The organism is Mycobacterium sp. (genome assembly GCF_002863225.1).
Classification (GTDB): domain Bacteria; phylum Actinomycetota; class Actinomycetes; order Mycobacteriales; family Mycobacteriaceae; genus Mycobacterium.
Genome location: NZ_PKEK01000041.1, coordinates 255168 through 279352 on the forward strand (window position 1 = coordinate 255168; position 24185 = coordinate 279352).

Annotated in this window: 23 protein-coding genes, 1 tRNA gene and 1 pseudogene; 17 read left to right on the top strand and 8 right to left on the bottom strand. The window is 65.3% G+C overall.

The genetic code is table 11. The annotated features are described in order from the left end of the window. Window positions 1-24: 24 nt before the first annotated feature. Window positions 25-100, top strand: a tRNA-Asn gene (locus CYU59_RS13485). Between the two features lie 6 nt (window positions 101-106). Here the strand turns inward: CYU59_RS13485 and CYU59_RS13490 are convergent. Beyond that, window positions 107-502 carry a DUF732 domain-containing protein gene (locus CYU59_RS13490; RefSeq protein WP_292990208.1) on the bottom strand — a complete coding sequence of 132 codons (396 nt, stop codon included), beginning with the start codon at window positions 500-502 and terminating at the stop codon, window positions 107-109. Between the two features lie 199 nt (window positions 503-701). Between CYU59_RS13490 and CYU59_RS13495 the strand changes: the two genes are divergently transcribed. After that, complete coding sequence (locus CYU59_RS13495; RefSeq protein ID WP_292990210.1) at window positions 702-2081, top strand: MBL fold metallo-hydrolase; 1380 nt, start codon at window positions 702-704, stop codon at window positions 2079-2081. Here the strand turns inward: CYU59_RS13495 and cysE are convergent. Genes cysE through CYU59_RS13510 form a run of 3 tightly spaced genes read right to left on the bottom strand, consistent with a single transcriptional unit; the run spans window position 2074 to window position 4890 of the window. Beyond that, on the bottom strand, window positions 2074-2754 hold the full coding sequence (gene cysE, locus CYU59_RS13500; protein ID WP_292990213.1) for a serine O-acetyltransferase: 681 nt from the start codon (window positions 2752-2754) through the stop codon (window positions 2074-2076). The two genes, CYU59_RS13495 and cysE, sit on opposite strands and share 8 nt — an antisense overlap. A gap of 2 nt (window positions 2755-2756) precedes the next feature. After that, window positions 2757-3689 carry a cysteine synthase A gene (cysK, locus tag CYU59_RS13505; RefSeq protein WP_292990215.1) on the bottom strand — a complete coding sequence of 311 codons (933 nt, stop codon included), beginning with the start codon at window positions 3687-3689 and terminating at the stop codon, window positions 2757-2759. A 25-nt stretch (window positions 3690-3714) separates the two neighbouring features. Beyond that, a complete protein-coding gene (locus tag CYU59_RS13510; protein ID WP_292990319.1) occupies window positions 3715-4890 on the bottom strand; it encodes a thioester domain-containing protein in 1176 nt (391 codons plus the stop codon). 470 nt (window positions 4891-5360) lie between these two features. Between CYU59_RS13510 and CYU59_RS13515 the strand changes: the two genes are divergently transcribed. Continuing rightward, window positions 5361-6284, top strand: coding sequence for a family 2A encapsulin nanocompartment shell protein (locus CYU59_RS13515; protein ID WP_292990218.1), 924 nt, complete (start codon window positions 5361-5363; stop codon window positions 6282-6284). Continuing rightward, window positions 6271-8151 carry a family 2A encapsulin nanocompartment cargo protein cysteine desulfurase gene (locus CYU59_RS13520; RefSeq protein ID WP_292990221.1) on the top strand — a complete coding sequence of 627 codons (1881 nt, stop codon included), beginning with the start codon at window positions 6271-6273 and terminating at the stop codon, window positions 8149-8151. The genes CYU59_RS13515 and CYU59_RS13520 overlap by 14 nt, the downstream gene beginning before the upstream one ends. A gap of 379 nt (window positions 8152-8530) precedes the next feature. Here CYU59_RS13520 and CYU59_RS13525 read toward each other — a convergent pair whose 3' ends face one another. Then, on the bottom strand, window positions 8531-8725 hold the full coding sequence (locus tag CYU59_RS13525; protein WP_292990223.1) for a hypothetical protein: 195 nt from the start codon (window positions 8723-8725) through the stop codon (window positions 8531-8533). Here CYU59_RS13525 and CYU59_RS13530 point away from each other — a divergent pair. The 13 genes from CYU59_RS13530 to CYU59_RS13590 all read left to right on the top strand — a co-directional run bounded on the left by CYU59_RS13530 (window position 8724) and on the right by CYU59_RS13590 (window position 21223). Then, the gene (locus tag CYU59_RS13530; protein ID WP_292990226.1) at window positions 8724-9434 is read left to right on the top strand and encodes an ABC transporter permease; all 711 of its coding nucleotides are present in this window, start codon (window positions 8724-8726) and stop codon (window positions 9432-9434) included. The genes CYU59_RS13525 and CYU59_RS13530 overlap by 2 nt on opposite strands. 95 nt (window positions 9435-9529) lie before the next feature. Continuing rightward, window positions 9530-10285, top strand: a complete 756-nt coding sequence (locus CYU59_RS13535; protein WP_292990322.1) for an ABC transporter permease — start codon at window positions 9530-9532, stop codon at window positions 10283-10285. Between the two features lie 4 nt (window positions 10286-10289). Further along, window positions 10290-11645: an MCE family protein gene (locus tag CYU59_RS13540; RefSeq protein ID WP_292990229.1), complete on the top strand. Its 1356-nt coding sequence runs from the start codon at window positions 10290-10292 to the stop codon at window positions 11643-11645. A gap of 32 nt (window positions 11646-11677) precedes the next feature. Beyond that, window positions 11678-12706: an MlaD family protein gene (locus CYU59_RS13545; protein ID WP_292990232.1), complete on the top strand. Its 1029-nt coding sequence runs from the start codon at window positions 11678-11680 to the stop codon at window positions 12704-12706. After that, entirely contained in the window at window positions 12703-14076 is a 1374-nt protein-coding gene (locus CYU59_RS13550) for an MCE family protein (protein WP_292990235.1), read from the top strand. Before CYU59_RS13545 ends, CYU59_RS13550 begins: the two co-directional genes overlap by 4 nt. Further along, a complete protein-coding gene (locus tag CYU59_RS13555) occupies window positions 14076-15470 on the top strand; it encodes an MCE family protein (RefSeq protein ID WP_292990238.1) in 1395 nt (464 codons plus the stop codon). Before CYU59_RS13550 ends, CYU59_RS13555 begins: the two co-directional genes overlap by 1 nt. Beyond that, complete coding sequence (locus CYU59_RS13560; RefSeq protein WP_292990241.1) at window positions 15467-16591, top strand: MCE family protein; 1125 nt, start codon at window positions 15467-15469, stop codon at window positions 16589-16591. Before CYU59_RS13555 ends, CYU59_RS13560 begins: the two co-directional genes overlap by 4 nt. A 1-nt stretch (window position 16592) precedes the next feature. After that, window positions 16593-18104 carry an MlaD family protein gene (locus CYU59_RS13565; RefSeq protein ID WP_292990243.1) on the top strand — a complete coding sequence of 504 codons (1512 nt, stop codon included), beginning with the start codon at window positions 16593-16595 and terminating at the stop codon, window positions 18102-18104. Beyond that, window positions 18062-18733: an Mce protein gene (locus CYU59_RS13570; protein WP_292990246.1), complete on the top strand. Its 672-nt coding sequence runs from the start codon at window positions 18062-18064 to the stop codon at window positions 18731-18733. Before CYU59_RS13565 ends, CYU59_RS13570 begins: the two co-directional genes overlap by 43 nt. A 41-nt stretch (window positions 18734-18774) precedes the next feature. Further along, window positions 18775-19407, top strand: coding sequence for a hypothetical protein (locus tag CYU59_RS13575; RefSeq protein ID WP_292990248.1), 633 nt, complete (start codon window positions 18775-18777; stop codon window positions 19405-19407). A 21-nt stretch (window positions 19408-19428) separates the two neighbouring features. Continuing rightward, window positions 19429-20331: an alpha/beta hydrolase family protein gene (locus CYU59_RS13580; protein WP_292990250.1), complete on the top strand. Its 903-nt coding sequence runs from the start codon at window positions 19429-19431 to the stop codon at window positions 20329-20331. A gap of 20 nt (window positions 20332-20351) precedes the next feature. Continuing rightward, window positions 20352-20864, top strand: coding sequence for a CAP domain-containing protein (locus CYU59_RS13585; RefSeq protein ID WP_292990252.1), 513 nt, complete (start codon window positions 20352-20354; stop codon window positions 20862-20864). 8 nt (window positions 20865-20872) lie between these two features. Next, window positions 20873-21223, top strand: coding sequence for a DUF732 domain-containing protein (locus CYU59_RS13590; protein WP_292990254.1), 351 nt, complete (start codon window positions 20873-20875; stop codon window positions 21221-21223). Here CYU59_RS13590 and CYU59_RS13595 read toward each other — a convergent pair. The 3 genes and pseudogenes from CYU59_RS13595 to CYU59_RS13605 all read right to left on the bottom strand — a co-directional run. Next, window positions 21224-21355 (bottom strand): annotated as a pseudogene (locus CYU59_RS13595) (hypothetical protein); the annotation flags it as partial. 82 nt (window positions 21356-21437) lie between these two features. Beyond that, complete coding sequence (locus tag CYU59_RS13600; protein ID WP_292990257.1) at window positions 21438-22022, bottom strand: rhodanese-like domain-containing protein; 585 nt, start codon at window positions 22020-22022, stop codon at window positions 21438-21440. An 80-nt stretch (window positions 22023-22102) separates the two neighbouring features. Then, entirely contained in the window at window positions 22103-24079 is a 1977-nt protein-coding gene (locus tag CYU59_RS13605) for an acyl-CoA dehydrogenase (RefSeq protein WP_292990260.1), read from the bottom strand. Between the last annotated feature and the right edge of the window lie 106 nt (window positions 24080-24185).

The window sequence follows — 24185 nt, forward strand, 5'->3', positions numbered from 1 at the left end:
CCGTTGCGCACGGGCACCAAGTAGTCCCCTGTAGCTCAATTGGCAGAGCATTCGGCTGTTAACCGGAGGGTTGGTGGTTCGAGTCCACCCGGGGGAGCCAGTACTCCTAGCGGCCCATGCCGCCGAACGGTCCCTGACTTTTCGACTTGTCCTGCGCGCTCGACCTGGTCAGGTAATCGGGGCAGTAGGCACTCGACGCCAGCGCGGCGAACTTCATCGCTCCACCGGAGTTCAATCCCGGGTTGAGCATGCTCAGCTTGCTGACGACATCCTGCTCGGAAGTCCCCGAATTCATCAGGTCGCAGGCCAACCGGCCCGCGGCGACGGCAGCTGAGCCGTCCCGAAAGGTCATGCCCGCTTTGGAGAGCGAGTCGACGAAGCGCGCATCGGCAGCAGGATCCGGCGGGACCGTGGTGTTGGAGTTGTCGCCCGGGTCGGCGACTGCCGGGGCGGCGAGCCCGATGGCGATGGCGGCGCTGGCCAGGACGAGAAGCGATCGCATCGATCCATTCTGGTCCACATCGTCAAGCTTGTCCTGTCGAGAGATCCGGCAGGCGGGTGCGGACAGCTCGACACGGGCCGCCCGGCAGTCGATCAAATCAGCCTGACCACACCCCAACTATTGCCCCTGAACAGGCATTTGTTGAATTCACGGTGATTCCAAATTGCTGGCGACGGGTAGCAACGGGAAGCTGGTATCCATGATCTTCACGCAGCACTACCTGGACTGCCTGTCGCAAGGCTCGTATCTGATCGGCGACGAAAGCAGTGGACGCGCCATCGTCGTCGACCCGCGCCGCGACATCGGCGTGTACCTCGACGAGGCAGCCGAACACGGTCTGAAGATCGAGCGGGTCATCGAGACCCACATCCACGCCGATTTCCTGACCGGCCATCTGGAGTTGGCCGCCGCCACCGGGGCGCAGATCAGCTACAGCGAAGACGCCGAGCTCGAGTTCCCGGTCGACCCGCTCAAAGACGGGCAGCGAATCTCGTTGGGCGAGGTCACTTTAGAGATCATCGCCACGCCGGGTCACACCCCGGAGTCGATCTCGGTCGTGGTCTACGAACACCCCGACGACGCCGTCCCTTACGGCGTACTCACCGGTGACACGCTGTTCGTCGGCGACGTCGGGCGCCCGGATCTGCTCTCCGGGGAAGGGCTTTCGTCGGACGAGCTGGCGCGCTCGCTGTATGACTCGCTGTACGGCAAACTGCTGAAATTGCCCGATGCCACCCGCGTCTTCCCCGCGCACGGGGCCGGGTCGGCGTGCGGCAAGCAGATGTCCAGCGAGACCAGCTCCACGATCGGCGACCAGCGGCGCGACAACTACGCGTTGCAATTCTCCGATGTCGACGAATTCGTCGCCTCGATCACCGAAGGGCAATCACCGCAGCCGCGCTACTTCGAGTACGACTCAGTGCGCAACCGAGAGCAGCGTCCGCTTCTCGACGACGACACGCCACCCCTGCTGAGTCTCGAGGAGGTACGGCGGCACGCGGCGGCCGGTGCGGTTCTGCTCGACACCCGCGAGGCGGCCGAGTACACCCGTGGCCACCTGAGCGGAGCGGTCAACATCGGATTGGACGGCCGCTTCGCCGAAGGCGCCGGCCAGGTGTTTCCGCCCGACCGCGACATCGTCCTGGTCGGTGACACCTCGCTCGCACAGGAGTCCAGGATTCGCCTGGCCCGGGTCGGCTTCGATCGAGTCACCGGCCAATTAGACGATCTGGCAGGCGTTTTCACGCGGTCGCCGCACCTGGTCGAGACCGCCGCGCGCTTCGACGCGAAGCACTTGGCCGAGCTGCTCAACGACGAGCCGGGTCTGCAGGTGGTCGACGTCCGGAATCCGGGCGAGACCGAAGACGGGACCATTCCGGGGGCGCAGGAGATCCCGCTGCCGACGCTCACCGAGTCGCTGGAAAAGCTCGACGCACAGGCGCCGGTCGTCACCTACTGCGCCAGTGGGTATCGCTCGCTGATCGCCGCCAGCCTGCTGCGCGCCGCGGGCTTCCACAGCGTCGGCGACCTGCTCGGTGGCTACCAGGCCTGGGACGACGCCGGGCTGGCCGTCAGATAGAGAAGTCTTCGCCGTGCCACACGCCGGCTTCGGGCGGGCGGATGACCCGTCCGGTCTGCGGCGTGTGACCCTGCTCCTCCAGCTTGGTCACCCGGCTGAGCAGGGACTGCAGACTGATCCCGACCAGGTCGGGCACCAGGGCGTCACTCCCGCTGGAGCCGTGGTGACTGATCGCCTGTCCGGGGACGCCGACGACGACGGCGCTGTTCGGAACTTCTTTCACGACAACGGAATTGGCCCCGATGCGGCTGTCGTCGCCGATTTTGATCGCGCCGAGAATTTTCGCGCCCGCGCCGATGATCACGCGGTCGCCGATGGTGGGATGACGTTTGCCGGTCTCTGAACCGGTTCCACCGAGGGTGACACCGTGGTAGATCGTCACGTCGTCGCCCACCTCGGCGGTCTCGCCGATGACCACGCCGGTGGCGTGGTCGATGAACACTCCGGTCCCGATGATCGCGCCGGGGTGGATATCGACGCCGGTCAGGATGCGGGTGATCTCGCCGAGCGTGCGGGCGGTCACCTTCGCGCCGCGCTGCCACAGCCAGTGGCTCACGCGATGTCCCCAAATGGCATGCACGCCTGGGTATGCGAACACCACTTGCAGCGTGCTGGGCACGGCGGGATCGCGGTCTTTGGCCGCCTTGATGTCGCCCCGAAACGCGGCGAGCACGGCTAGTCCGCCAGTTCGGAGAACAGCACCGTGCTCAGGTACCGTTCGCCGGACGAGGGGAGTACCACGACGATCTGCTTGCCCTTGTTCTCGGGCCGGCGAGCGACCTCCAACGCCGCGAAAACCGCTGCGCCCGAAGAGATTCCGACCAGCAGGCCCTCTTCGGTGGCCAGCCGGCGGGCCAGCTCCAGCGCATCGTCGTTGCCGACGGTGATGACCTCGTCGACCACGTCGTCGTCATAGACCGGCGGGACGAAGCCGGCGCCGATGCCCTGGATCGGGTGCGGGCCCTTCTGCCCTCCGGACAGCACAGGAGATGCGGCGGGCTCGACGGCAATGAGTTTGATGTCCGGATTGCGTTCCTTCAGCACCTGCCCGACCCCGGTGATGGTGCCGCCGGTGCCGACACCGGCGATGAAGATGTCGACGTTGCCGTCCGTTTGCTTCCAGACCTCTTCGGCCGTGGTGGCGCGGTGGATGGCCGGGTTGGCCGGGTTCTCGAATTGCTGGGGGACGAAGTAGCGCTGGTCGCTCTTGGCCAGTTCCTCGGCCTTGGCGATCGCGCCAGGCATGCCTTCTTTGCCGGGAGTCAGGACGAGCTCGGCACCGTAGGCGCGCAACAACACTCGTCGCTCGTTGCTCATGGTGTCGGGCATGGTCAGCACGAGCTTGTAGCCCCGCGCGGCCGCCACCATGGCCAGCGCGATGCCAGTGTTCCCGCTAGTGGGCTCGAGGATGATGGTGTCGGGCTTGAGCAGTCCCGCTTCTTCGGCGGCGTCGAGCATTGCGACCCCGATCCGGTCCTTGACGCTGCCTCCGGGGTTGAAGTACTCCAGCTTCGCGACCACATCGGCCCCGACGCCCTCCGTCACCCGGCGCAGCCGGACCAGCGGTGTGTTCCCGACTAGTTGTGTGACGTCGTCAGCAATGCTCATTTAGATTCGCTCCCACGGTCGCGGATCAACGTTCGTCGGCCTCCCAGCTTAGTTCGAACTCTATGGCTGTCTCGGTGGGGATGGCTAGCGCCACCGGGGTCAACCGTTGCGCGGCGGGGTCCAGGGCGATCCCGGTCAACACACGTCCCCGCAGTTCGGCCGGAGCTTTCGCGGTCAGCGTCGCGGCCGTCGAACCCGGGGCCCGGCGCAGGTAGAAATCGGTTCCCGGCCGCACCGAGGCGGTCGAATAACCATCCGCGTCGACGAGGTGGTGCCCGTCTGCGGTGGCCACGGTGAGCGGTGCCGTCACGCGGAACGGGCCGACCAGGTCGGCGTCGACGACGGCATCGGTGTCGATGAGCGCCGGCCCGGCGCCGGCCTTCTGAGTCGTCCGCACTGCCGCTGCCGCCCCGGCCAGCAAGTAGTTGTACAGATGCACGACCTTGTCGGAGTTGCGGTAATGCCGCGTGCCGGTCAGCCAGAAGTTGACGTGCTCGATCCGCGGCGAGCCGGCTTCGGACGTCGCGATCAACCGGTAGAAGCGATACCCGCGCCCGCCCCGGCCGTGGCTACTGGTCGAGAGCGTGCTGCCCTCGCCCAGCGTGCGCTGATAGCGGCCCGCATCGGCGCCGGTGGTCAGCAGCGAGCCCGAAACATCCTGCCAGACACGCCCGTTCGACGATTTCTGCAGCCGGACCTCCGCGCGGGAACGCGACCACACCGAGTAGCCGCCCAACTGAGGCGCGCCGTCGAACTCGAACGTGGTGATCGCCCCGTGGCCGCGATGCACCGCGATCGGCACGTTCAGCGGCCGCGTCTCCAGGGTCAAACCGTTTGTCAGAAACCAGATCGCGGCCTGCGTGGCGGCGATCGCCTCGTGCTCGCCGATGTTGCCCCTTCCGATCGGGTAGCCGGCCGCGCGCACCCGCCGACTCAGCTTCGCCGCGGACAGCATCGGGTAGGAGTTGCGCAGGATCCACGCGACCTCGGCCTCGTTGCCCGAGGCTCTCAGATGGGGGAGCTCAGACCACGTTCCCGGCTGATACCGCGACGGGTGGCTCGGCGACACACCCGCGAAATTCAACGAGTAGGCCGGCACGTTCGGGTTGATCCGAATCAGGTCGGTACGAGCGGAACTGCCGTCAGTGAAAAAGACTTTCTCCACCGTGTGCGAATAAGTGCCGCCGCGATACCGGGTCATACGTGACAGTTCGGTGGCCGGACGAACCGAAACCCGGGTGTCGGCAGCCGCCCGTGCGGTCGTGCCGGTGCCGGAAAACAGAATGGTCATTGTTGCTTGAGCTTTCTGAAAGACATTGTTGCGGTGCGCAATTCGACTCAACCGGCCATGCGGAGGTAGTCGCCCTGAGGCGGGGAAGCGCGAAGATTTCTAAGGCGTCAGACGTGCGTCAGGAAATCAACGACAACAACAGCAACAACAGATCACGTCGAGGCAGCGCGAGGGAACGAGGCGCGGCTGTACAACGTGTTGCATATCGCCACTATAAGGCATGATTTGACGCGGGCCGTCGGACCGCCGGACCCGCACCCCCGCCGAGATAAAAATCAGCGTGAGTTTTACACTTGCCTGGGTTCGGCGCGGAGCCCACCTATGGTCGGCTGGCCAGCACGGCCCGACACCGATCAGCACTCGACGACGGAAGGATCTCGATGACCTCGGCTCAAAACGAGTCACAGGCACTTGGCGACCTTGGAGCCAGGCAGCTAGCGAACGCGACCAAGACTGTTCCCCAGCTTTCCACCATCACTCCGCGTTGGTTGTTGCACCTGCTCAGCTGGGTGCCGGTGGAGGCGGGCATCTACCGCGTCAACCGGGTGGTCAACCCTGAGCAGGTCGCGGTCAAGGCCGCGGAGGGGCCGGGTCCGGATGGTCCGCTACCGGAGACCTACGTCGACTACGAGACGAACCCTCGCGAATACACCCTGCGCACGATCGCCACCCTGCTCGACGTCGACACCCGGGTCTCCGACCTCTATTCCAGCCCGCACGACCAGGTTTCGCAGCAGTTGCGGCTGACCATCGAGACGATCAAGGAGCGCCAGGAGTCCGAACTGGTCAACAGCCCGGAGTACGGGTTGCTCGCCCAGGCGACGCCGGAGCAGACCCTCCAGACGCTCACCGGCCCGCCCACCCCGGACGACCTCGACGCACTGATCACGAAGGTCTGGAAGACGCCCAGCTTCTTCCTGACCCACCCGCTCGGCGTCGCCGCGTTCGGCCGCGAAGCCACTCGTCGCGGGGTGCCGCCGGTGGTCGTGAGCCTGTTCGGGGCTCAGTTCATCACCTGGCGCGGCATTCCGATCATCCCGTCGGACAAGGTGCCGGTGGAGAACAGCGAAACCAAGTTCATCCTGGTCCGCACCGGTGAGGAGCGTCAGGGTGTGGTGGGGCTGTTCCAGCCCGGCCTGGTCGGCGAGCAAGCGCCCGGCCTGTCGGTTCGTTTCACCGGCATCAACGAGTCGGCGCTCGCCCGGTACCTGGTGACGCTGTACACCTCCTTGGCCGTGCTCACCGACGACGCCCTCGCCGTTCTCGATGGCGTTGCCGTGGACCGATTCCATGAGTACAAGTGAGCACCGCGCGGTCGACGCCGAAAGCGACTTGCCACTGAGCTCTGCGGAACTCTCGGCGCTGGCCAGCCAGCTCTACGCGGCCAGCATCCGGCCCGGTTTCGACAGTCCGCCGCAGTCCGCGCCGGTAGCTCCACGAGGCAACGCACCCGACACCACGACGGCTGCCTCGGCGGGTCAGACGGCGTTCGGCGGCGCGCATCAGCACCCGCTGCCGGTTCCGTTGCTCGGTGTCTCCGACGTTTACCTTCCGGCGCCGACGTCCCCGGAACCGGAGCCGCCGCCACAGGCGGTTCCGGTGGCTCCCCGGGGCAACGTGCCGGATACGACGGCGGGGCCGTCCTCTGCGGCGACGGCTGGCAGTGTCGCGGACCCGTTCGTGCCGGCCGACCTCAGCGCGTTCGCTGTCCCGACCCAGGGCATCGTTCCGACGGTGCCGGGGGTGCTGGCCGGCGGAGTGCCGACGGCCCCGGTCGCTCCGCGCGGCACGGTGCCGTCGTGGCCGACGGGCGCGCCTTCGGTACCCGACCTGGCGTGGAGCGACACGGTGCACGCCGCTCCGGATGCGCCGGCGGGCAACGAGGCTGATTACCACTTCCTCACCGCCGGCAACCCGGTACCGCAGCTGACCGACGATCACGAGATCTTCGACGTCAACGCGGTACGGGCGGATTTCCCGATCCTCAAAGAGGTCATCAACGGAAAGCCGCTGATCTGGTTCGACAACGCAGCGACCACGCAGAAGCCGCAGGTGGTGATCGACCGGCTGGTGAAGTTCTATTCCCACGAGAACTCCAACATCCACCGCGCCGCACACGAGTTGGCGGCCCGGGCCACCGACGCCTACGAGGAGGCGCGGGACACCGTTGCCGAATTCATCGGCGCGCCGAGCTCGGACAACATCGTGTTCACTCGCGGCACCACCGAGGCGATCAACCTGGTGGCGCACGCGTGGGGCGGCAAGCATCTGCAGCCGGGTGACGAGATCGTCATCACCCATCTGGAGCACCACGCGAACATCGTTCCGTGGCAATTGATTTCGCAGAAGACCGGTGCGATTCTCAAGGTCGCTCCGATCGACGACGCGGGCAACTTGCTGTTGAACGAGTTCGAGCAGCTGCTCGGTCCGCGGACCAAACTGGTTGCGGCCAGCCAGGTCTCCAACGCACTGGGCACGGTGGTCCCGGTGGACAAGATCGTCGAACTGGGTCACCGCTACGGCGCTCGGGTACTGATCGACGGCGCACAGTCGATCCAGCACATCCCGACCGACGTCGCCGCCCTCGGTGCCGAGTTCTACGTGTTCTCGGGTCACAAGATCTACGGGCCCACCGGAATCGGCGCGCTGTACGGGACCGAGGAAGCGCTGACCGAGACACCGCCGTGGCAGGGCGGCGGTCACATGATCGCCGACGTCACCCTGGAACGGTCGCTGTATCAGGGACCGCCGATCAAGTTCGAGGCCGGCACCGGCAACATCGCCGATGCGGTCGGGCTCACCGAGGCGTTGCGCTACGTGCAGCGGCTGGGCATCGAGCGCATCGCGGCCTACGAGCAGACCTTGCTCGAATATGCGACGCCGCGACTGGCGGACATCCCCGGTGTTCGCCTGGTCGGCACTGCCGAAGAGAAGGCCAGCGTGCTGTCGTTTGTGCTGGCCGGTCACGAGCCGCTCGAGGTGGGCAAGGCGCTCAACGCCGAGGGGATCGCGGTGCGCGCGGGGCATCACTGCGCCCAGCCGGCCCTGCGGCGGTTGGGGCTGGAGGCGACGGTGCGGCCGTCGTTCTCCTTCTACAACACCCATGAGGAAATCGATGTCTTCCTGCGGGCGGTGCGACGCATCGCCGAGGGCGGGACGAACGTCGGCTGAATCTGTTCCTCCGGGCCCGGCACACGGTGTGTAACCGAGTGCCGGGCCCGTCGGCATCTGCGCCCGATTGGCCAGGTCAGCGCGGCTTTTTGGCCTTTTGAGCATACCGGTCTCATATTTTCTCTGATTGATTCGAAACCTCCCGCGCGCGGCCGTTAGTCCGTAAATTTCCGTCGTGGTCTATGCGTGCAGTCGGCCCACGGCATTGCCGTCGTGCTCATGTGCGCGCGCGCACCCGCTGACCGTAGGGTGACCGAGAAATTCTTCCCGTAGCCAGAGGAGCGCGATGAGTTGCATCGAGAGCCGGCCGAGCGAGCAAACTCGATGAATGCCGCGATCACGGCAAGTTCAATGGTTGACTTCCGTGCGACAGCACTGCTCAGCCGCCATATTCCGGTGAGCTGGACGGAGCGGCCAAGGCGTCGGCAGGGTCCGGCTGGGCAAACTCGATCGTGGCCTTGGTCACACCGACGGTGGATCGGGTAAGCGGGGTGCCGGAGAACTCGGGGGGATCGGCCCTGTCGCGGGTCGATTGGTCTAAGCCTGCTACGGCAATTGGCGATTTCGTTGTCATGTCCGGAGAAACCTTCTCCGCTGCCTTCCGCCGGCCTTTCGCTCTGCGGGAACTGATCGACCAGATCTGGTTCGTCGCGAGGGTCTCGATCGTGCCCACGCTCGTGTTGTCGGTTCCCTACACCGTCCTGATCGTCTTCACCCTCAACATCGTCCTGATCGAGGTCGGCGCCGGTGACCTGTCCGGGGCGGGCGCTGCGCTCGCGTCCATCACTCAGGTCGGACCGGTCGTCACCGCGATCGTGGTGTCGGGTGCAGGTGCCACCGCGATCTGCGCCGATCTGGGCGCCAGGACGATTCGCGAAGAGATCGACGCGATGAAAGTGATCGGGATCAATCCGATCCAGGCGCTCGTGGTGCCGCGCGTGATTGCCGCGACATTCGTTGCGCTGCTGCTGTATTCGGCGGTCGCGGTGGTCGGGCTCACGGGTAGCTATTTCTTCGTGGTGTACGTCCAGCACGTCACGCCGGGAGCGTTCATTTTCGGCATGACGATCCTGACCGGCCTGCCGCAGGTGATCGTGTCGTTGGTCAAAGCGCTGCTCTTCGGGCTCTCGGCGGGTCTGATCGCGTGTTACAAGGGGTTGTCTGTCGGCGGCGGTGCGACCGGAGTGGGCAACGCGGTCAACGAGACCGTGGTGTTTGCGTTCATGGCGCTGTTCCTGATCAACATCCTGGCCACTGCATTCGGCGTCAAGGTTTCCCCGTGACCAGCACTGACGAGGACGAAAGGTACATACCGGGTCGGGACTTCCTGAACGGGGTGGTCGGCGCTGTCCGGACCCTGGGCGAGCAGACCGCATTCATCGGCAGCTCCCTCGGTTACACCGTCGACGCCGTTCGGCGCTATCCGGGTGAGGTGCTGCGACTGATCGCGGTCCTGGGGATGGGGACCGGAGCGCTCGCGGTCATCGGCGGCACCGTCGTCATCGTCGGATTCCTGACGCTCACCACCGGCGCGCTGATCGCCGTCCAGGGTTACAACACCCTGTCCAATGTCGGAATCGAGGCCCTCACAGGCTTTCTGGGGGCCTTCCTCAATGTCCGGTTCATCGTTCCGGCAACGGCAGGCGTGGCGCTGGCCGCCACCATCGGGGCCGGCGCGACCGCGCAGCTCGGCGCCATGCGCATCAACGAGGAGATCGATGCGCTGGAGGCGATGGCCATCCGGCCGATCACGTATCTGGCATCCACCCGCATCGTCGCCGGGGTGGTGGCGGTCATCCCGATCTACACCCTGGCGATGCTGATGGGTTTTCTGGCGACCCGGTTCGGCACGACCGTCATCTACGGGCAGTCAAGGGGTGTGTACGACCATTACTTCTCGTCGTTCCTGCATCCGACCGATCTGCTCTGGTCGTTCACCGAGGCGCTGTCGATGGCGGCCGCGGTGATGGCGATCCACACGTACTACGGCTACAACGCGACAGGCGGACCGGCGGGGGTCGGCGAGGCAGTGGGGCGTGCCGTGCGTTCTTCGATCACAGCGGGGGTTTTCATTCTGTTGACCATCACACTGTCGGTGTACGGACAGTCCGGCAACTTCCACTTGTCGGGGTGACGGGATGAGCCAGCATCAGACCCGGCGGCGCCGGGGGATCGACCCTATCTGGTGGGCACCGATACTCGTTTTGGTGATCCTCGGGGTCAGCACGCTGACCGGGCTGGCGTTCGAGGGAACGCTGAAGACCACGGTGCCGCTCACCGTCATCTCCGACCGTGCCGGTTTGGTGATGGAAGACGACGCGAAGGTGAAACTTCGTGGCGTCCAGATCGGGGAAGTGTCGAAAGTCGAGTCCTACGCCGACTCGGCCGGGACGAATCTGTCGAAGCTGAAGCTGAAGATCTATCCGGACGAATTCCGCTACCTGCCGAGCAACGTCGAGGCGGAGATCAAGTCCAGCACCGCTTTCGGGGCCAAGTACGTCGATCTCATCGTCCCGCCTTCCGGACCCAGTCACCGCGATCTGGCCAAAGGCGCTGTGCTGCACAGTCGCAACGTGACAGTGGAGGTCAACACCGTCTTCGAGAACCTGGAGTCGATCGTGCACGCGATCGATCCGGCGAAGCTGAACGGTGTGCTGTCGGCGTTGGCCGACGGCTTCCGAGGCAAAGGTGAGCGCATCGGTCAGGCGATCAGTGGCGGCAACCAATTCCTGGTTGCGGTCAACCCGAAGCAGGCGACCATCCGCAAGGACTGGCAGCTCTTCGGCAAGACCGCAGCAGCCTATTCCGCTGCGGCGCAGGATATTTTGGCCACTCTTGATTCGTTCTCGACGACGAGCGTCACGATCACCAAGAACAAGAAGGCACTCAACGAGGTGCTGCTGGACGCGATCGGCTTCTCCAACGCCGGTATCAACACGATCGGACGCAACGAGCAGAACCTGGTCAGTTCGATCAACCTCATCGCGCCGACCTTCGAGCTGCTGAACAAATACTCGCCGACCTACAAGTGCACGTTCGAGGGCGCGGTCTGGTACTTGGAGAACGGCGGTCGAGCTGCCATGGGGGGCAACGGCAAATCGCTCAACATCGACGGTGGACTGCTGTTCGGCGACGACCCCTACCGCTATCCCGACAACCTGCCCCGGGTGCAGGCCAAGGGAGGCCCCGGGGGCCGACCGAGCTGTGGGTCGCTGCCCGACGCGAGCGCGAACTTCCCGGTCAAGTACCTGGTGACCGACACCGGCTTCGGCACGGGCCTGGACATCCGGCCCAACACCGGCATCGGCTTCCCCGGCTACGTCAACTACTTCCCGGTCACCAAGGGAACGCCTCAGCCGCCGCTGATCCGTTACCCTGGCGGACCGGCGCCGGGCCTGCCGCCCGCGTACCCGGGCCAGCCGCCGTCCGGTGCGCCCGACTATGCCGGGGCCGCGACGCCGCCACTTCCGCCCGGTCCAGCGCCGGCCCCCTAAGTGACCGTGAACTCGAAAAGTAAGGAGCTGCAATGAGAACCGACGCCGGCGCGATCGCGCGTGTGGTGGCGTTCACCGTTGTCTCGCTTGCCTTCGTGTTCATTCTGGTGACGGTCTTCGGGCAGTTCCGGTTCGACTCCCGCACGTCCTACAGCGCGGTCTTCTCGAACGTCTCCGGCCTCAAGGGCGGCAACTTCGTCCGCATCGCCGGTGTCGAGGTCGGAAAGGTCAGCGACCTCAAGCTGGAGAAGGACGGCACGGTCCACGTCGACTTCGCCATCGACAAGGGGTTGCGGCTCACCGAGGGCACCAAAGCGTCGGTGCGATACGAAAACCTGATCGGCGACCGGTATCTCGCGCTCGAGGACGGGCCCGGCCCGCCCAGGCGACTGCCGGAAAAGGCGACGATTCCGTTGGCGCGGACCTCTCCGGCGCTCGACGTCGACGCGCTGATCGGTGGTTTCAGGCCGCTGTTCCGAGCGCTGGACCCCGACCAGGTGAACGCATTGTCCGGCCAGTTGTTGCGGGTGTTCCAGGGCGAGGGCGCAACCATCTCATCGGTGCTCGGTGAAACCAGCGCGCTGACAACCACATTGGCCAACCGCGACAAGCTGATCGGCGACGTGATCACCAACTTGAACGTCGTGCTGCACACCTTCGGCACACGGGACAAGCAATTCTCGGACGGCCTGGACAAGTTGTCTCAACTCGTCGGGGCGCTCTCCGAGCGCAAGACCGACATCACCAAGGACGTGGCCTACATCAACGCCGCGACCGGTTCGGTCGCCGATCTGTTGACTCAGGCGCGGCAACCCATCAAAGACACTGTGGTGCAGACGGATCGCGTGTCGGGGCAGATCGAGTCCGATCACAGTTACTTCGACGACCTCGTCAGGACTCTCCCCGAGGTGTACCAGGTGCTGTCCCGGCAGGGTCTCTACGGTGACTACTTCGGCTTCTACATCTGCGACGTGATCATCAAGCTCAACGGCCGCAACGGACAACCCACGTTCGTCAAGCTGGTGAGCCAGGTAACCGGACGGTGCTTACCGAAAAAATGACCTCGATCAAAGAACGCTTCAAGGCCCTCAACGACAAGCGGCGCAACATCAAGCCGCTCGCCGACCGCAACCGGGTCACCGTCGGTCTGGTCGGCATCGGCATCGTCGTCGCCTTGGTCGCCGCCGTGTTCTCCTACGAGAAGATTCCGTTTCTCACCGGAAAGTCCGGCTACTCCGCCTATTTCACCGAGGCGGGCGGCATCAAGCCGGACAGCGACGTGCGGGTGTCGGGAATGTCAGTGGGCCGGGTGTCCAGCGTCAAGCTCGACGGGACCAAAGTGCTGGTCTCTTTCACCGTCGACGATGACGTCGCTCTGGGCAACCGCACCGAGGCGTCGATCAAGACCGAGACCGTGCTGGGCACGAAGATGCTCGAGATCACCCCGCGAGGCGACGGCAAACTCGAGGGCGCCATCCCGGTCGAGCGCACCCGGGCGCCCTACGATCTACCAGATGCGTTGGGCGACTTGACCAGCACCGTCAGCGCATTGGACACCGCGAAACTCTCGTCGGCGCTGACTACCCTGGCGACCACCTTCAAAGACACGCCGCCCGATCTGAAGGCCGCCCTTGAAGGCGTCGCGCAGTTCTCCAGCACGTTGGACAACCGCGACGCGAAACTGCGCAGTCTGCTGACCAACGCGAACAAGGTCGTGGGGGTGCTCGGCAAGCGCAGCGACCAGATCGCGAACCTGGTCATCAACGCCAATGCCCTACTGGCCGAACTGCTGACGCAGCGCAACGCGGTGGACGCGTTGATGACCAACGTCGGGGCCGCGTCGCGGGAGATCTCCGCGGTTGTCGGCGACAACCGGACGCAGCTCAAGCCCGCCCTGGACAAGCTCAACAGTGTGCTGGGAGTTCTGGACGACCGCAAGAAGGAGCTGCAGCGCACCCTGTACCTCATCCCGAAGTACGCGATGTCGTTCGGTGAAGTGCTGGGGTCGGGGCCCTTCTTCAAGGCCTCGCTTCCGAACCTGACGCTGGGACAGTTCGCGCAGCCGTTCACCGACGCGGCCTTCTCCGATCTGGGCCTCGATCCCAATGTGCTGCTGCCGTCCCAACTCGTCGATCCCGGCACCGGCCAACCCGGCCTGCCGTTGCTGCCGATGCCGTACCCGCGCACCGGACAGGGCGGCGAGCCGCGACGGAATATCCCGGACGCCATCACCGGCAACCCGGGCGATCAACCGTGCAGTGCGCCCGGTCGACCAGGAGCACCCGGGTGCTACCCGTACCGGCAGCCGCCACCGGCGCCGCCGCCGGGCGGGCCGCCCCCCGGGCCGCCGGCCGATCTCAAGCCGCCGCCCAAGCAGACGCCGGTGTACCAACCGGCGCCCAATGAAGTGCCGTCGAACGGGGGTCGCTGATGGCCTTCGCGAAAGTCCGTGAACGCCTGGACAAAGGCGCCGTCTGGGTCGAGAACCATCGACGGGTCACCAAGATCGGCACCGGAATCAGCCTGCTGCTGATCCTGGCCGTCGGGATCAGCATGATGGTCACGCCGTGGTGGAAGCAGGTGACCCGCAACACCTACATCGCCTACTTCCCGAACACCAACGGTGTCTACACCGGCGACGAAATCCGGATCCTGGGCGTCGCGGTCGGGACGATCGAGAAGATCGAACCGCAGCCCAATGCGGCGAAGGTCACGTTCACCGTCGAGTCGCAGTACGCGGTGCCGGCCGACGTCAAGGCGGCGATCCTGTCCCCGTCGCTGGTCACCTCGCGTGCGATCCAACTCGTCCCGGTCTACTCCGGTGGCCCGAAACTGGCTGACGGCGCGATCATTCCGCAGGAGCGCACCGCGGTTCCGGTCGAGTGGGACGACCTGCGTAAGCAGTTGGAAAAGCTGACCGACTCGTTGCAGCCGACAACCGAGGGTGGTACCAGCGCGCTCGGTCAGTTCGTCAACACCTCGGCGGCGAACCTGCGCGGCGAAGGGGACACCGCGCGCGACACCGTCATCAAGCTCTCCCAGGCGGTTTCGGCGCTCGGCGACCACAGCACGGACATCTTCAGCACGCTGCGCAACCTGGAGGTGTTCGTCTCCGCGCTGACGTCGAGCAGTGAGTTGTTGGCATCGTTCAACAAGAATTTGGCCTCGATCACCACGGTGATGGCCAATACACCCAACGAGTGGGGCCAGGCCATCGCGGGGTTGGACGCCGCCGTCAACGACCTGCGTCCCTTCGTCGCCGAGAACCGCGAAGCCATCGGCACCACGTTCGACCACCTCAACGAGATCACCACCGCGTTGAACGACAGCCGCCGTGACATCAAACAGACGCTGCACGTCGCGCCGAACGTGTTCCAGAACTTCCTGAACATCTACCAGCCGGCGCAGAGCGCGGTGACCGGCATCCTGGCGCTGTCGAACTTCGCCGACACCGTCCAATCCATCTGCGGGTCAATCGAATCCGACGGCCGGGTGGGTGCGAAGCAGTCGGCGCGGCTGTGCGAGCAGTATTTGTCGCCGATCATCAAGAACCGCCAGTACAACTTCCTGCCGATCGGACTGAACCCGTTCGTGGGCGCGGCGGCTCGTCCTAACGAGATCACTTACAGCGAGGACAAGCTCAACCCGCACATCCCGCCGCCGGGAGCGCCGGCCGGCCCGGCCCCCGACGTACCGCCGCCGGTGTCGCCGCAGGCGCTGCCGGGCGGCGCGGTGCCACCTCCGCCGGTCGCGGTCCGGTCCACCGATCCGCATGCGGGGCTGACGGGCCTGATGGTCCCGGCGCCACCGGGAGGTACGCCATGAGGCGCATCGTGATTGCGGCGCTGGCGATCTCGTCCATGCTGGCGCTGTCGGGCTGTGGCGGCTGGCGGGGGCTCAACTCGCTGCCGCTGCCGGGAACCGCGGGAAAGGGCAAGGGCTCGTACACCATTCAGGCTCAACTGCCGGATGTGGTGGTGATCCAGCCGAATACCCGGGTGCGGGTTGCCGACGTCAACATCGGCAACGTCACCAAGATCGAAGTCCAGGACTGGCACGCGCTGGTGACGATGCGGATCGACGGCAGCGTCCATCTGCCCGAGAACAGCACCGCCAAGGTCGGCCAGACCAGTCTCCTCGGGTCCATGCACATCGAGTTGGCGCCGCCCAGTGACGAGGCGCCACGGGGTCAGCTGAAGAACGGCTCGGTGATTCCGCTGGCCAAAGCGGCGACCTACCCGACCACCGAGCAGACACTGGCTTCGGTGGCGATCCTGCTCAACGGGGGCGGGCTCGGTCACATTCAGGAGCTGACAAGGACTTTCGCCACTGCACTGAGCGGTCGCGAGCAAGAGATGCGCAGCCTGTTGACCCAGCTGGACGTCTTTGTCACCGAGACCAAGAAGCAGACCGATGACATCATCACGGCCATCGAGAATGTCAACGAACTGGCCGGTCAGGTGGCGGACAAAGACGCAACTGTGGACAAGGCGCTCACGACGATTCCGCAGGCCTTGGGTGTGCTTTCCGACACCCGGAAGCTGTTGGTCGACGCCATCGACAGGGTCGGCCAATTCAGCGCCGTCGCCGCCTCCACGATCCAGCAGTCGAAGAAGTCGCTCGTTGACAACTTCCGTAACCTGGCACCTGCCTTGCGCGAACTGGCTAATGCCGGTCCGGCGCTCACCCGGGGACTGGACTTCCTGTCCACGCTGCCGTGGGTGAAAAGCACTGTGCCGAACTGGTTCAGGGGTGACTTCGCCAACATCTCGCTGGTCGTCGACCTGACGTTGAGCCGACTCGACAGTGGCTTCTTCACAGGGTCGCGGTGGGAGGGAAACCTCACCGAACTCGAGATGCAGTGGGGGCGAACCATCGGCCAGATGCCCAGTCCGTACACCGCGGTCAATCCGTTGATCGCGCCGTATCACTGGGGAGGCTACTGAGATGGCGAGTTCGAGCAAGCTGCGGCTGTCTCGCGGCGTGTGGACCCAGCTGGCGATCTTGGCATCCGTCACGGTTCTGTCGATCGGTGTGATGGCCTTCGGCTTCATCAAAGTGCCTGCGCTGCTTGGTATCGGCCGGTACACGGTGAAGGTCGACCTGCCCGCCTCGGGTGGGTTGTATCCGACGTCGGTGGTGAACTATCGCGGCAGCGAGGTCGGGACCGTCAAGTCGGTCGACGTCACCCAGACCGGGGTTCAGGCCGTGCTCTCGCTGAAGTCCGACATCGCGATTCCCCGCGACCTGACCGCCGCGGTGCACAGCCGCTCGGCGGTCGGGGAGCAGTTCCTGGAGCTGACACCGCGGTCCGGCACCGTGTCGGACACCGGCCCGAAACTGCGCGACGGTGACGTGATCGCGGTTGGCAGAACACAGATCCCGGTCGATATCGGCAAGCTGCTCGACATCACCAACAAGGCGCTCGTCGCGATCCCGCAGGACAACCTGCACACGGTCGTCGAAGAGGCATCCAAAGCCGTCGCGGGTCTGGGCCCGGAACTGTCCCGCCTCATCGACGGCGGCACGGCGTTGGCGATCGACGCCGGCAAGACCACCGACTCGTTCTCCCGCCTGATCGACGAGTTCCCTCCGGTGGCCAGTTCGCAAGTGCGAACCTCGGATTCGATCGCGACCTGGGCGCGGCGGGTGAATGCCATCACCAGTCAGGTGAAGGAACAGGACAGCCGGCTCGCGGACTTGCTCAACACCGCCGGCCCGGCACTCGACGAGGGCACCGCGCTGTTCGACCGGCTGGCACCGACTCTGCCGGTGCTGTTGTCGAATCTGGTCAGCCTGGGCACGATCACGGTGAACTACCGCAACGACCTCGAGCAGTTGTTGGTGATGTTCCCGCAGGGGACCGCGGTGATGTCGTCGATCATTGTGCCGGACCGGGTCGCCAAAATGGATTACAAGGGCATCTATCTCGACTTCAACCTGAACCTCAACTCGCCGCCACCGTGCAACGCGGGGTTCTTGCCGGTTCAGCAACAGCGCATTCCGGTCCGCGAGGACTATCCCGACCGCACCAACGGCGAGTTGTACTGCCGCATCCCGCAGAACTCCGACATGAACGTCCGCGGTGTTCGCAACGTGCCGTGTGAAACGAAGCCGGGTAAACGTGCGCCCACGGTCGAGATGTGCGAGAGCGACGAGCAGTACGTTCCACTGAACGACGGCTTGTTCTGGAAGGGCGATCCGAACGCGACGTTGAGCGGCCAGGGTGTGCCGCAGTACCCCAAGGGCGGCGTGGCCCCGTATTCGCCGGGCGAGCACTGGCACCCGCCCGTTGACCCCGCGGCGCCGAAACCGGTGCTCGCAATTCCCTACGATCCCCTGACCGGGAACTACGTCGGGCCGGACGGTCGTCACTTCAGCGATTCCGACTTGGCCGCCGGAATGAAAGGCAAGACATGGCAGAGCATGATGGTGCCGCCGAAGAAACCGAATCCCTAGCCGACGCCGAGGCCGACGCGGAAGCCACGGCCGAGACACCCGACGCCGAGGGCGCCGAGGACGCTGTCGACGCCGAGGATGCCGAGGCCTCCGAGCCCGACCAGGACGACGAGCCGAAGCCGAAAAGGTCGGTCCGCCAGTCACTCTCGGGCACCCGCGGCCTGATCGCGGTGAGTCTGGTGGCGGTCGTGACGCTGGGGGCGCTGGCCGGCTGGCTGGGATACCGCTACTACGGCGACCAGCAGACCCAGGAGCGCCGCGCCCTCTTCGTCCAGGTCGCGCGCCAGACTGCGATCAACCTCACCACGATCGACCACGCCGAGGTCGATGCGGACATCAAGCGCGTGCTGGATTCGGTGACCGGTGCCTTCCACGAGGAGTACGAGAACCGTTCCAAGCCGTTCATCGAAGTCGTGAAGAAGGTCCAGTCGAAAACCGAGGGCAACATCGCCGAGGCGGGGATAGTGTCCGCTACAGCCGACCAGGCTCAGGTGTTGGTGGCGGTGGCGGTGAAGACGTCGTTGGCCGGAGCGCCGCCGGATCAGGAACCTCGTCGGTGGCGGATGCGGTTGACCGTCGACAGGACCGGGGATAGTGCCAAGGTGTCGAAAGTCGAGTTCGTGCCGTGAGTGGCCGAACCGCGTTGACGGCACAGGAGGAGGAGTCCGCGATGTCTGACGACGTGGATCCGTCCGTTGACGACCCGTCGGTGGACGAGCGCGACGACGAGGCCGCTGCCGTCGAAGACGGCGCAGAGGCAGACCAGGTCGACGGCGACGACGCAGCCGAGGACGTCGACAAAAAGGAATCCGCGCCGCGCAAGCGCGACTGGACCCGTCTGCTCACCGTGCTGCTTCCCGCGTTGGCGGTGCTGATCGGGGCGGGTGCCGGTTACCTGACCTGGCTTGATCATGCTGCACGCGAAGCACGGCTGGCGCTGGAGCAATCGGTGCAGGCCGCTTCGGAAAGTACGATCGCGATCCTGTCCTACAAGCCGGAAACGGTGGACCAGGAATTGAAGGCCGCCGCCGACCGGCTCGCGGAGCCGTTCCGGCAGCAGTACACCCAGCTGGTCTCCGACGTCGTGGCGCCGGGAGCCAAGCAGCAGCACATCACTGCGGTGGCCACGGTGCCCTCGGCGGCATCGGTGTCAGCGACCGGAAAGCACGCTGTGGTACTGGTTTTCGTCGACCAGACCACCACCATCGGCAACGATGCGCCGACGCAGAGCACGTCGAGTGTTCGTGTCACGCTCGACAAAGTCCATGGCCGCTGGCTGATTTCACAGTTCGACCCGGTGTGACCGAGGACAGGTGAGGCGAAGATGACACGTTTGACGCGGACGATCCGGCGGCTGTCGGTGGTCACGCTGGTTGTCGGATGGTGTGCCGCGACTGCGGTTTCGGGCGCAACCGGTGTGACGAGAGCCGCCGGCTTCGAGACACTGCGGGTGCCATCGGCGTCGATGGGCCGCGATATTCCGGTGCAGTTCCTGGCCGGTGGGCCGCACGCGGCGTATCTGCTCGACGGTTTCAATGCTGCACCGGACGTGAGCAACTGGGCCACCGCCGGCAACGGATTCAATACCCTTGCCGGTAAAGGCATTTCGGTGGTCGCCCCGGCCGGCGGCGCGTACAGCATGTACACCAACTGGGAGCAGGACGGCAGCAAACAGTGGGAGACGTTCCTGTCGACCGAGCTTCCCGACTGGCTGGCCGCCAACAAGGGTTTGGCACCCGGCGGGCATGGTGTGGTCGGTGTCTCGCAGGGCGGATACGCCGCGGCGGCGCTGGCCACTTTCCATCCCGACCGGTTCCGCTACGCCGGATCGTTGTCGGGCTATCTTGCCCCCGAACGGACCGCGGTGGATGGGGCGATCAGGAATTGTCTCCTGCAAGGCGGAGCCGACAGCGGCGCCATGTGGGGCGCGCCCCAGCTCGGTCGCTGGAAATGGCACTCACCGAATCAGAACGTCCAGCAGTTGGTGGACAACAACACTCGGCTGTGGGTCTACAGCCCGGGCAGCGGGGCCCCGACCGACCAGGGCGCGATGGCCGGCAACGCCGATATCGCCCAGGGCACCAACGCAACGTTCTACTCACACTTCCGGGACGTCGGTGGCACCAACGCCCACTTCGATCTGGGGCGTGGTGGCGGCAACGACTGGCCGACCTGGTCCCGGCAGCTGAGCGCCATGTCCGGCGATCTCGCGGCGAACATTCGCTAACACCCGAGAAATGAGATGTCATGACTGACAAGCGCATTCGTGAACTCGTGCGGATCATCTCGATACCGCTGGCGCTCGGGCTCGTCGCGCCGGTCGCCGCCGCGTCGGCCGCTCCGGGAGTTCCCGGTAACAACGACCGGCTCAACAACGGCATCGTGACCAATGTCGACACGATCAAGTTCCAGCACGGCTGCACCACCAAGCTCAAGAAGAACCCGCAGCTGGAGGCCGCCGCGCAACGCCAGACCGTTGATGTGCTCAACAATCGAGGCCTCGACGCCGACGTCGGATCCGACGGCTCGTCAGTGGCCGACCGGGCCCGGGACGCGGGCTACCGCGGCAGGGTGGCTGAAACCGTGGCGATCAACAATTCGCTGGCGATCAACGACCTCGACGTGATCGGGAATTGGTACTACCGACCCGATTACATGGCAATCATGTCGAACTGCGCCAACACTCAGATCGGGGTGTGGTCGGAGAACAGCTTCGACCGCAGTGTGCTGGTCGCCGTCTACGGGCAGCCCGACCAATGAGGCGCGCAATGCTGTTGAGCAGCCTTGTCGTCGCCGCGTCGTTGACCGGTGCCCTGCCGGCGCCGCACGCGCAAGCCGTTCCAGCACCCGACATCGAGTTCATCTACGACACGACGGTGCGTAAGCAATACAGCTTCGCGAACACCGCCGATGCGATCAGCTACGCCCACGGCATCTGCGACAAGATCACCGGCGGGGCCGGCTACGGCCAGGTGATCGGCGACGTGAAGCGTGACGTATTACCCAATGACGAGTACTCGGCCAACTACCTGATCTCAAACGCGGTCAACATCTATTGCCCGGCTCAGCTCTGGGCGCTGCGCAACACGGCGGGCAGCTACGTGCCGCCGCCGCAGTAGTCAGCCGTTGTCGGCGTTGCCGAGGTCCGGCGCGTAGGACGGCGGTGGGTAGTTGCCCCGCAGCAGCCACGCGAAGGCCGCAATGCCGTATTCCAGCTCGTCGCTCGCGTCGTAATCGGGGTTGGGATTCACGGTGTTGAGCCTATCGCGCTGGGGCGCCGAATGTCGTTCGACGCCGGTCTACCTGGTGGTCTGACCATAACTTGCGGTGATTTTATCGATTGCCGTTCGGCCCGGACGCCAGCTGGGAAAGAACCGTTTCGGTGTCGGTCGACGCACCACGGTTGTACGGCAACTTCGACAGCGCCGTTCCCATCGCGCAGGTGTTGGAGACGGCGGCGTAGGTCAGGCCGCCACCGATCGCGGCGGCCAGCCACTTCAGCCGAGGTATCGCAATGCTTCCCAGTACCGACGACAGCACGATGGAACCGGCGACCAGGCGGACCTGGCGCTCCAGATCCCACCGCTGAGCGCCACGGTTGACCTCGTACCCCTGCCTTTCCCAGTCGCTGATCCCTTTTTCCAGGACGCTGCCGCCGTCGACGCCCGCGCGCTGCAGAAGCTCCTGCGCTTGGGTCGCCCGTTGGCCCGAGCGGCACACCAGAACGAGGTCATCGCTCTGGTCGAGCCGCTCGGCGACCTTCGGGCCGTGTTCGTTGAGCACATCGAGCGGCACGTTCAGCGAGCCGTCGATGTGAGAGCTCTCGAACTCCGCCGGTGTCCGCACGTCGAGGATCCGTGGCGGGGTGTCCGAGGCGATCCGTTCCCGCAGTTCATTCGAGGTGATGGCAGTGGTCATGGGCAGACGAATACCCCACGGGACTGCTGGTCCGAAGGTTTTGCTCGCGGTGAGTTTTGCTCGATGCGCCGGCGCGCGGCTCAAGCCTGGAGCAAGGCCGAATCAGAAGCGCCGGTCTCATCCGATTCGGCGCTGGACGGCTGCTCGGGGTGCAGCATGTCCGCGTAGCGCAGAGATTCGGGGATGCCGAACCCGTCGACGAGCAGTTCCGCGTGCGGGCGCAGCAGTCGGCACCGGTCGTTGATGCCGCGGGTGACCGCCTTGGCGCGCTCGGTCGACAGGAAGCGGTGCTCGACGTACCAGGCTTTGTCATCCTCGATCACGGTCAGCGCGTAGAGGTCGCAGACCAGCTCGAGAACCTCACGGGCCTCGTCGTTTTCGCAGGCGTCGATCCCGGCGACGAAGGCCTCCAGCACCACCCGGTCGATGTGCGCCCGCGCGGCGTGCAGCACGTGGTCCTGCACCGAGTTGAACGCGTCGAACGCCGACATCTCCTTCGATTTGGCCTGCAGCCGGCGCGCCACCGAGGCGATGATGTACTGCTCCCGGTCCTCGAACATCTGGACCTGAGTGCCCCGGTTGAACAGGCTGCCTTCTTCCTCGTTGTCCTGCCGGGCGTCGATGACGGTCTGGATGATCGTTTCGGCCGCAGTGCGTTTCAGCACCCGCTCGCCGGCGAAGTTGGCGGCGAACCGCACCCACTCCACCGGGCTCATGCTCTTGATGTCGTCGGCGTAGGCGGTGAGCAACTCCTTGGCGACCAGCTGGGTCAGCACGTGGTTGTCACCTTCGAAGGTGGTGAACACGTCGGTGTCGGCGCGCAGCGCGATCAGCCGGTTGTCGGCCATGTACCCGGCGCCGCCACACGCTTCGCGGGACTCCTGGATGGCGGTGGAGGCGTGCCAGGTGTTGGCCGCCTTCAGGCCGGCGGCGCGCGACTCGAGTTCCCGCTGCTCCTCGGCGTCGGGGGAGTCGGTGGTCTGCAGATCGTGGCACTTGGAGACCAGTTCGTTCTGCGCGAACTGCAGTGCGTACGACTTGGCGATCAGCGGGAACAGCCGGCGCTGATGCACCAGGTAATCCATGATGAGCACTTCGCCGTCATCGTCCGGTGCGCTGAACTGCTTGCGCTGCAAGGCATATCGGGTCGCGATGTCGAGCGCCACCCGGGCCGCGGCGCCGGCGCTGCCCCCGACGGTCACCCGCCCGCGGATCAGGGTGCCGATCATGGTGAAGAACCGCCGGTTGGGATTTTCGATCGGCGAGGTGTACGTGCCGTCGGCCTCGACATCGCCGTATTTGTTGAGCAGGTTCACCCTCGGCACCCGGACGTGGTCGAACACGATGCGGCCGTTGTCGACGCCGGGCAGGCCGCCCTTGTACTGACAGTCCGATGTCGTCACGCCAGGCAGGTCGTTGCCCTCGGCGTCGCGGATCGGCACCAGCACGCAGTGCACCCCGTGATTGACCTGCTCACCGTTCTCGGTGGTGATGAGTTGCGCGAAAACCGCGGCGATGACGGCTGTTTCGGCTGCGCCGCCGATGTAGTCCTTGCGCGCGTTCGGAGTCTCCGAGTGGATGACGAACTCTTGGGTCTCGGCGTCGTAGGTCGCCGTCGTCTCCAGCGCCTGGACGTCGCTGCCGTGGCCGGTCTCGGTCATCGCAAAACAACCGGGCAGCTCGAGGCTGATGATTTTCTTCACATACGCCTCGTGGTGGCGCTCGGTGCCCAGATTCTCGACGGCCCCGCCGAACAGGCCCCACTGCACGCCCGCCTTGACCATCAGCGACAGATCCGACATCGCCAGCATCTCGATCATCGTCACCGCGGCGCCGACGTTGCCGTTGCCGCCGTGCTCTTTGCGGAAGCCGTCGTCGGCCTCACCCGAGGCGGCCATGATGCTCATCTGCTCGGCCACCTTGGTGCGCGCGATCACCGTGTTCGGCGTGTAGTGCGGACGGAAGAGGTCTTCGGAGAGCCGCTGACGCATCTGGTTCTTCACGTCACGAAAGCGTCCGTCGAGAGAGTTGCGCAAATGTTCCGCAATGGTGGTCATACCCGACGGTAACCGATGAGAATCGAGACGCCGGGATCTACACCGAACTGGCCGCTCCGTTAACCCGCAGTGTTTATAGTTCGTCGCGCAGTCGCGGTCGCGCGTC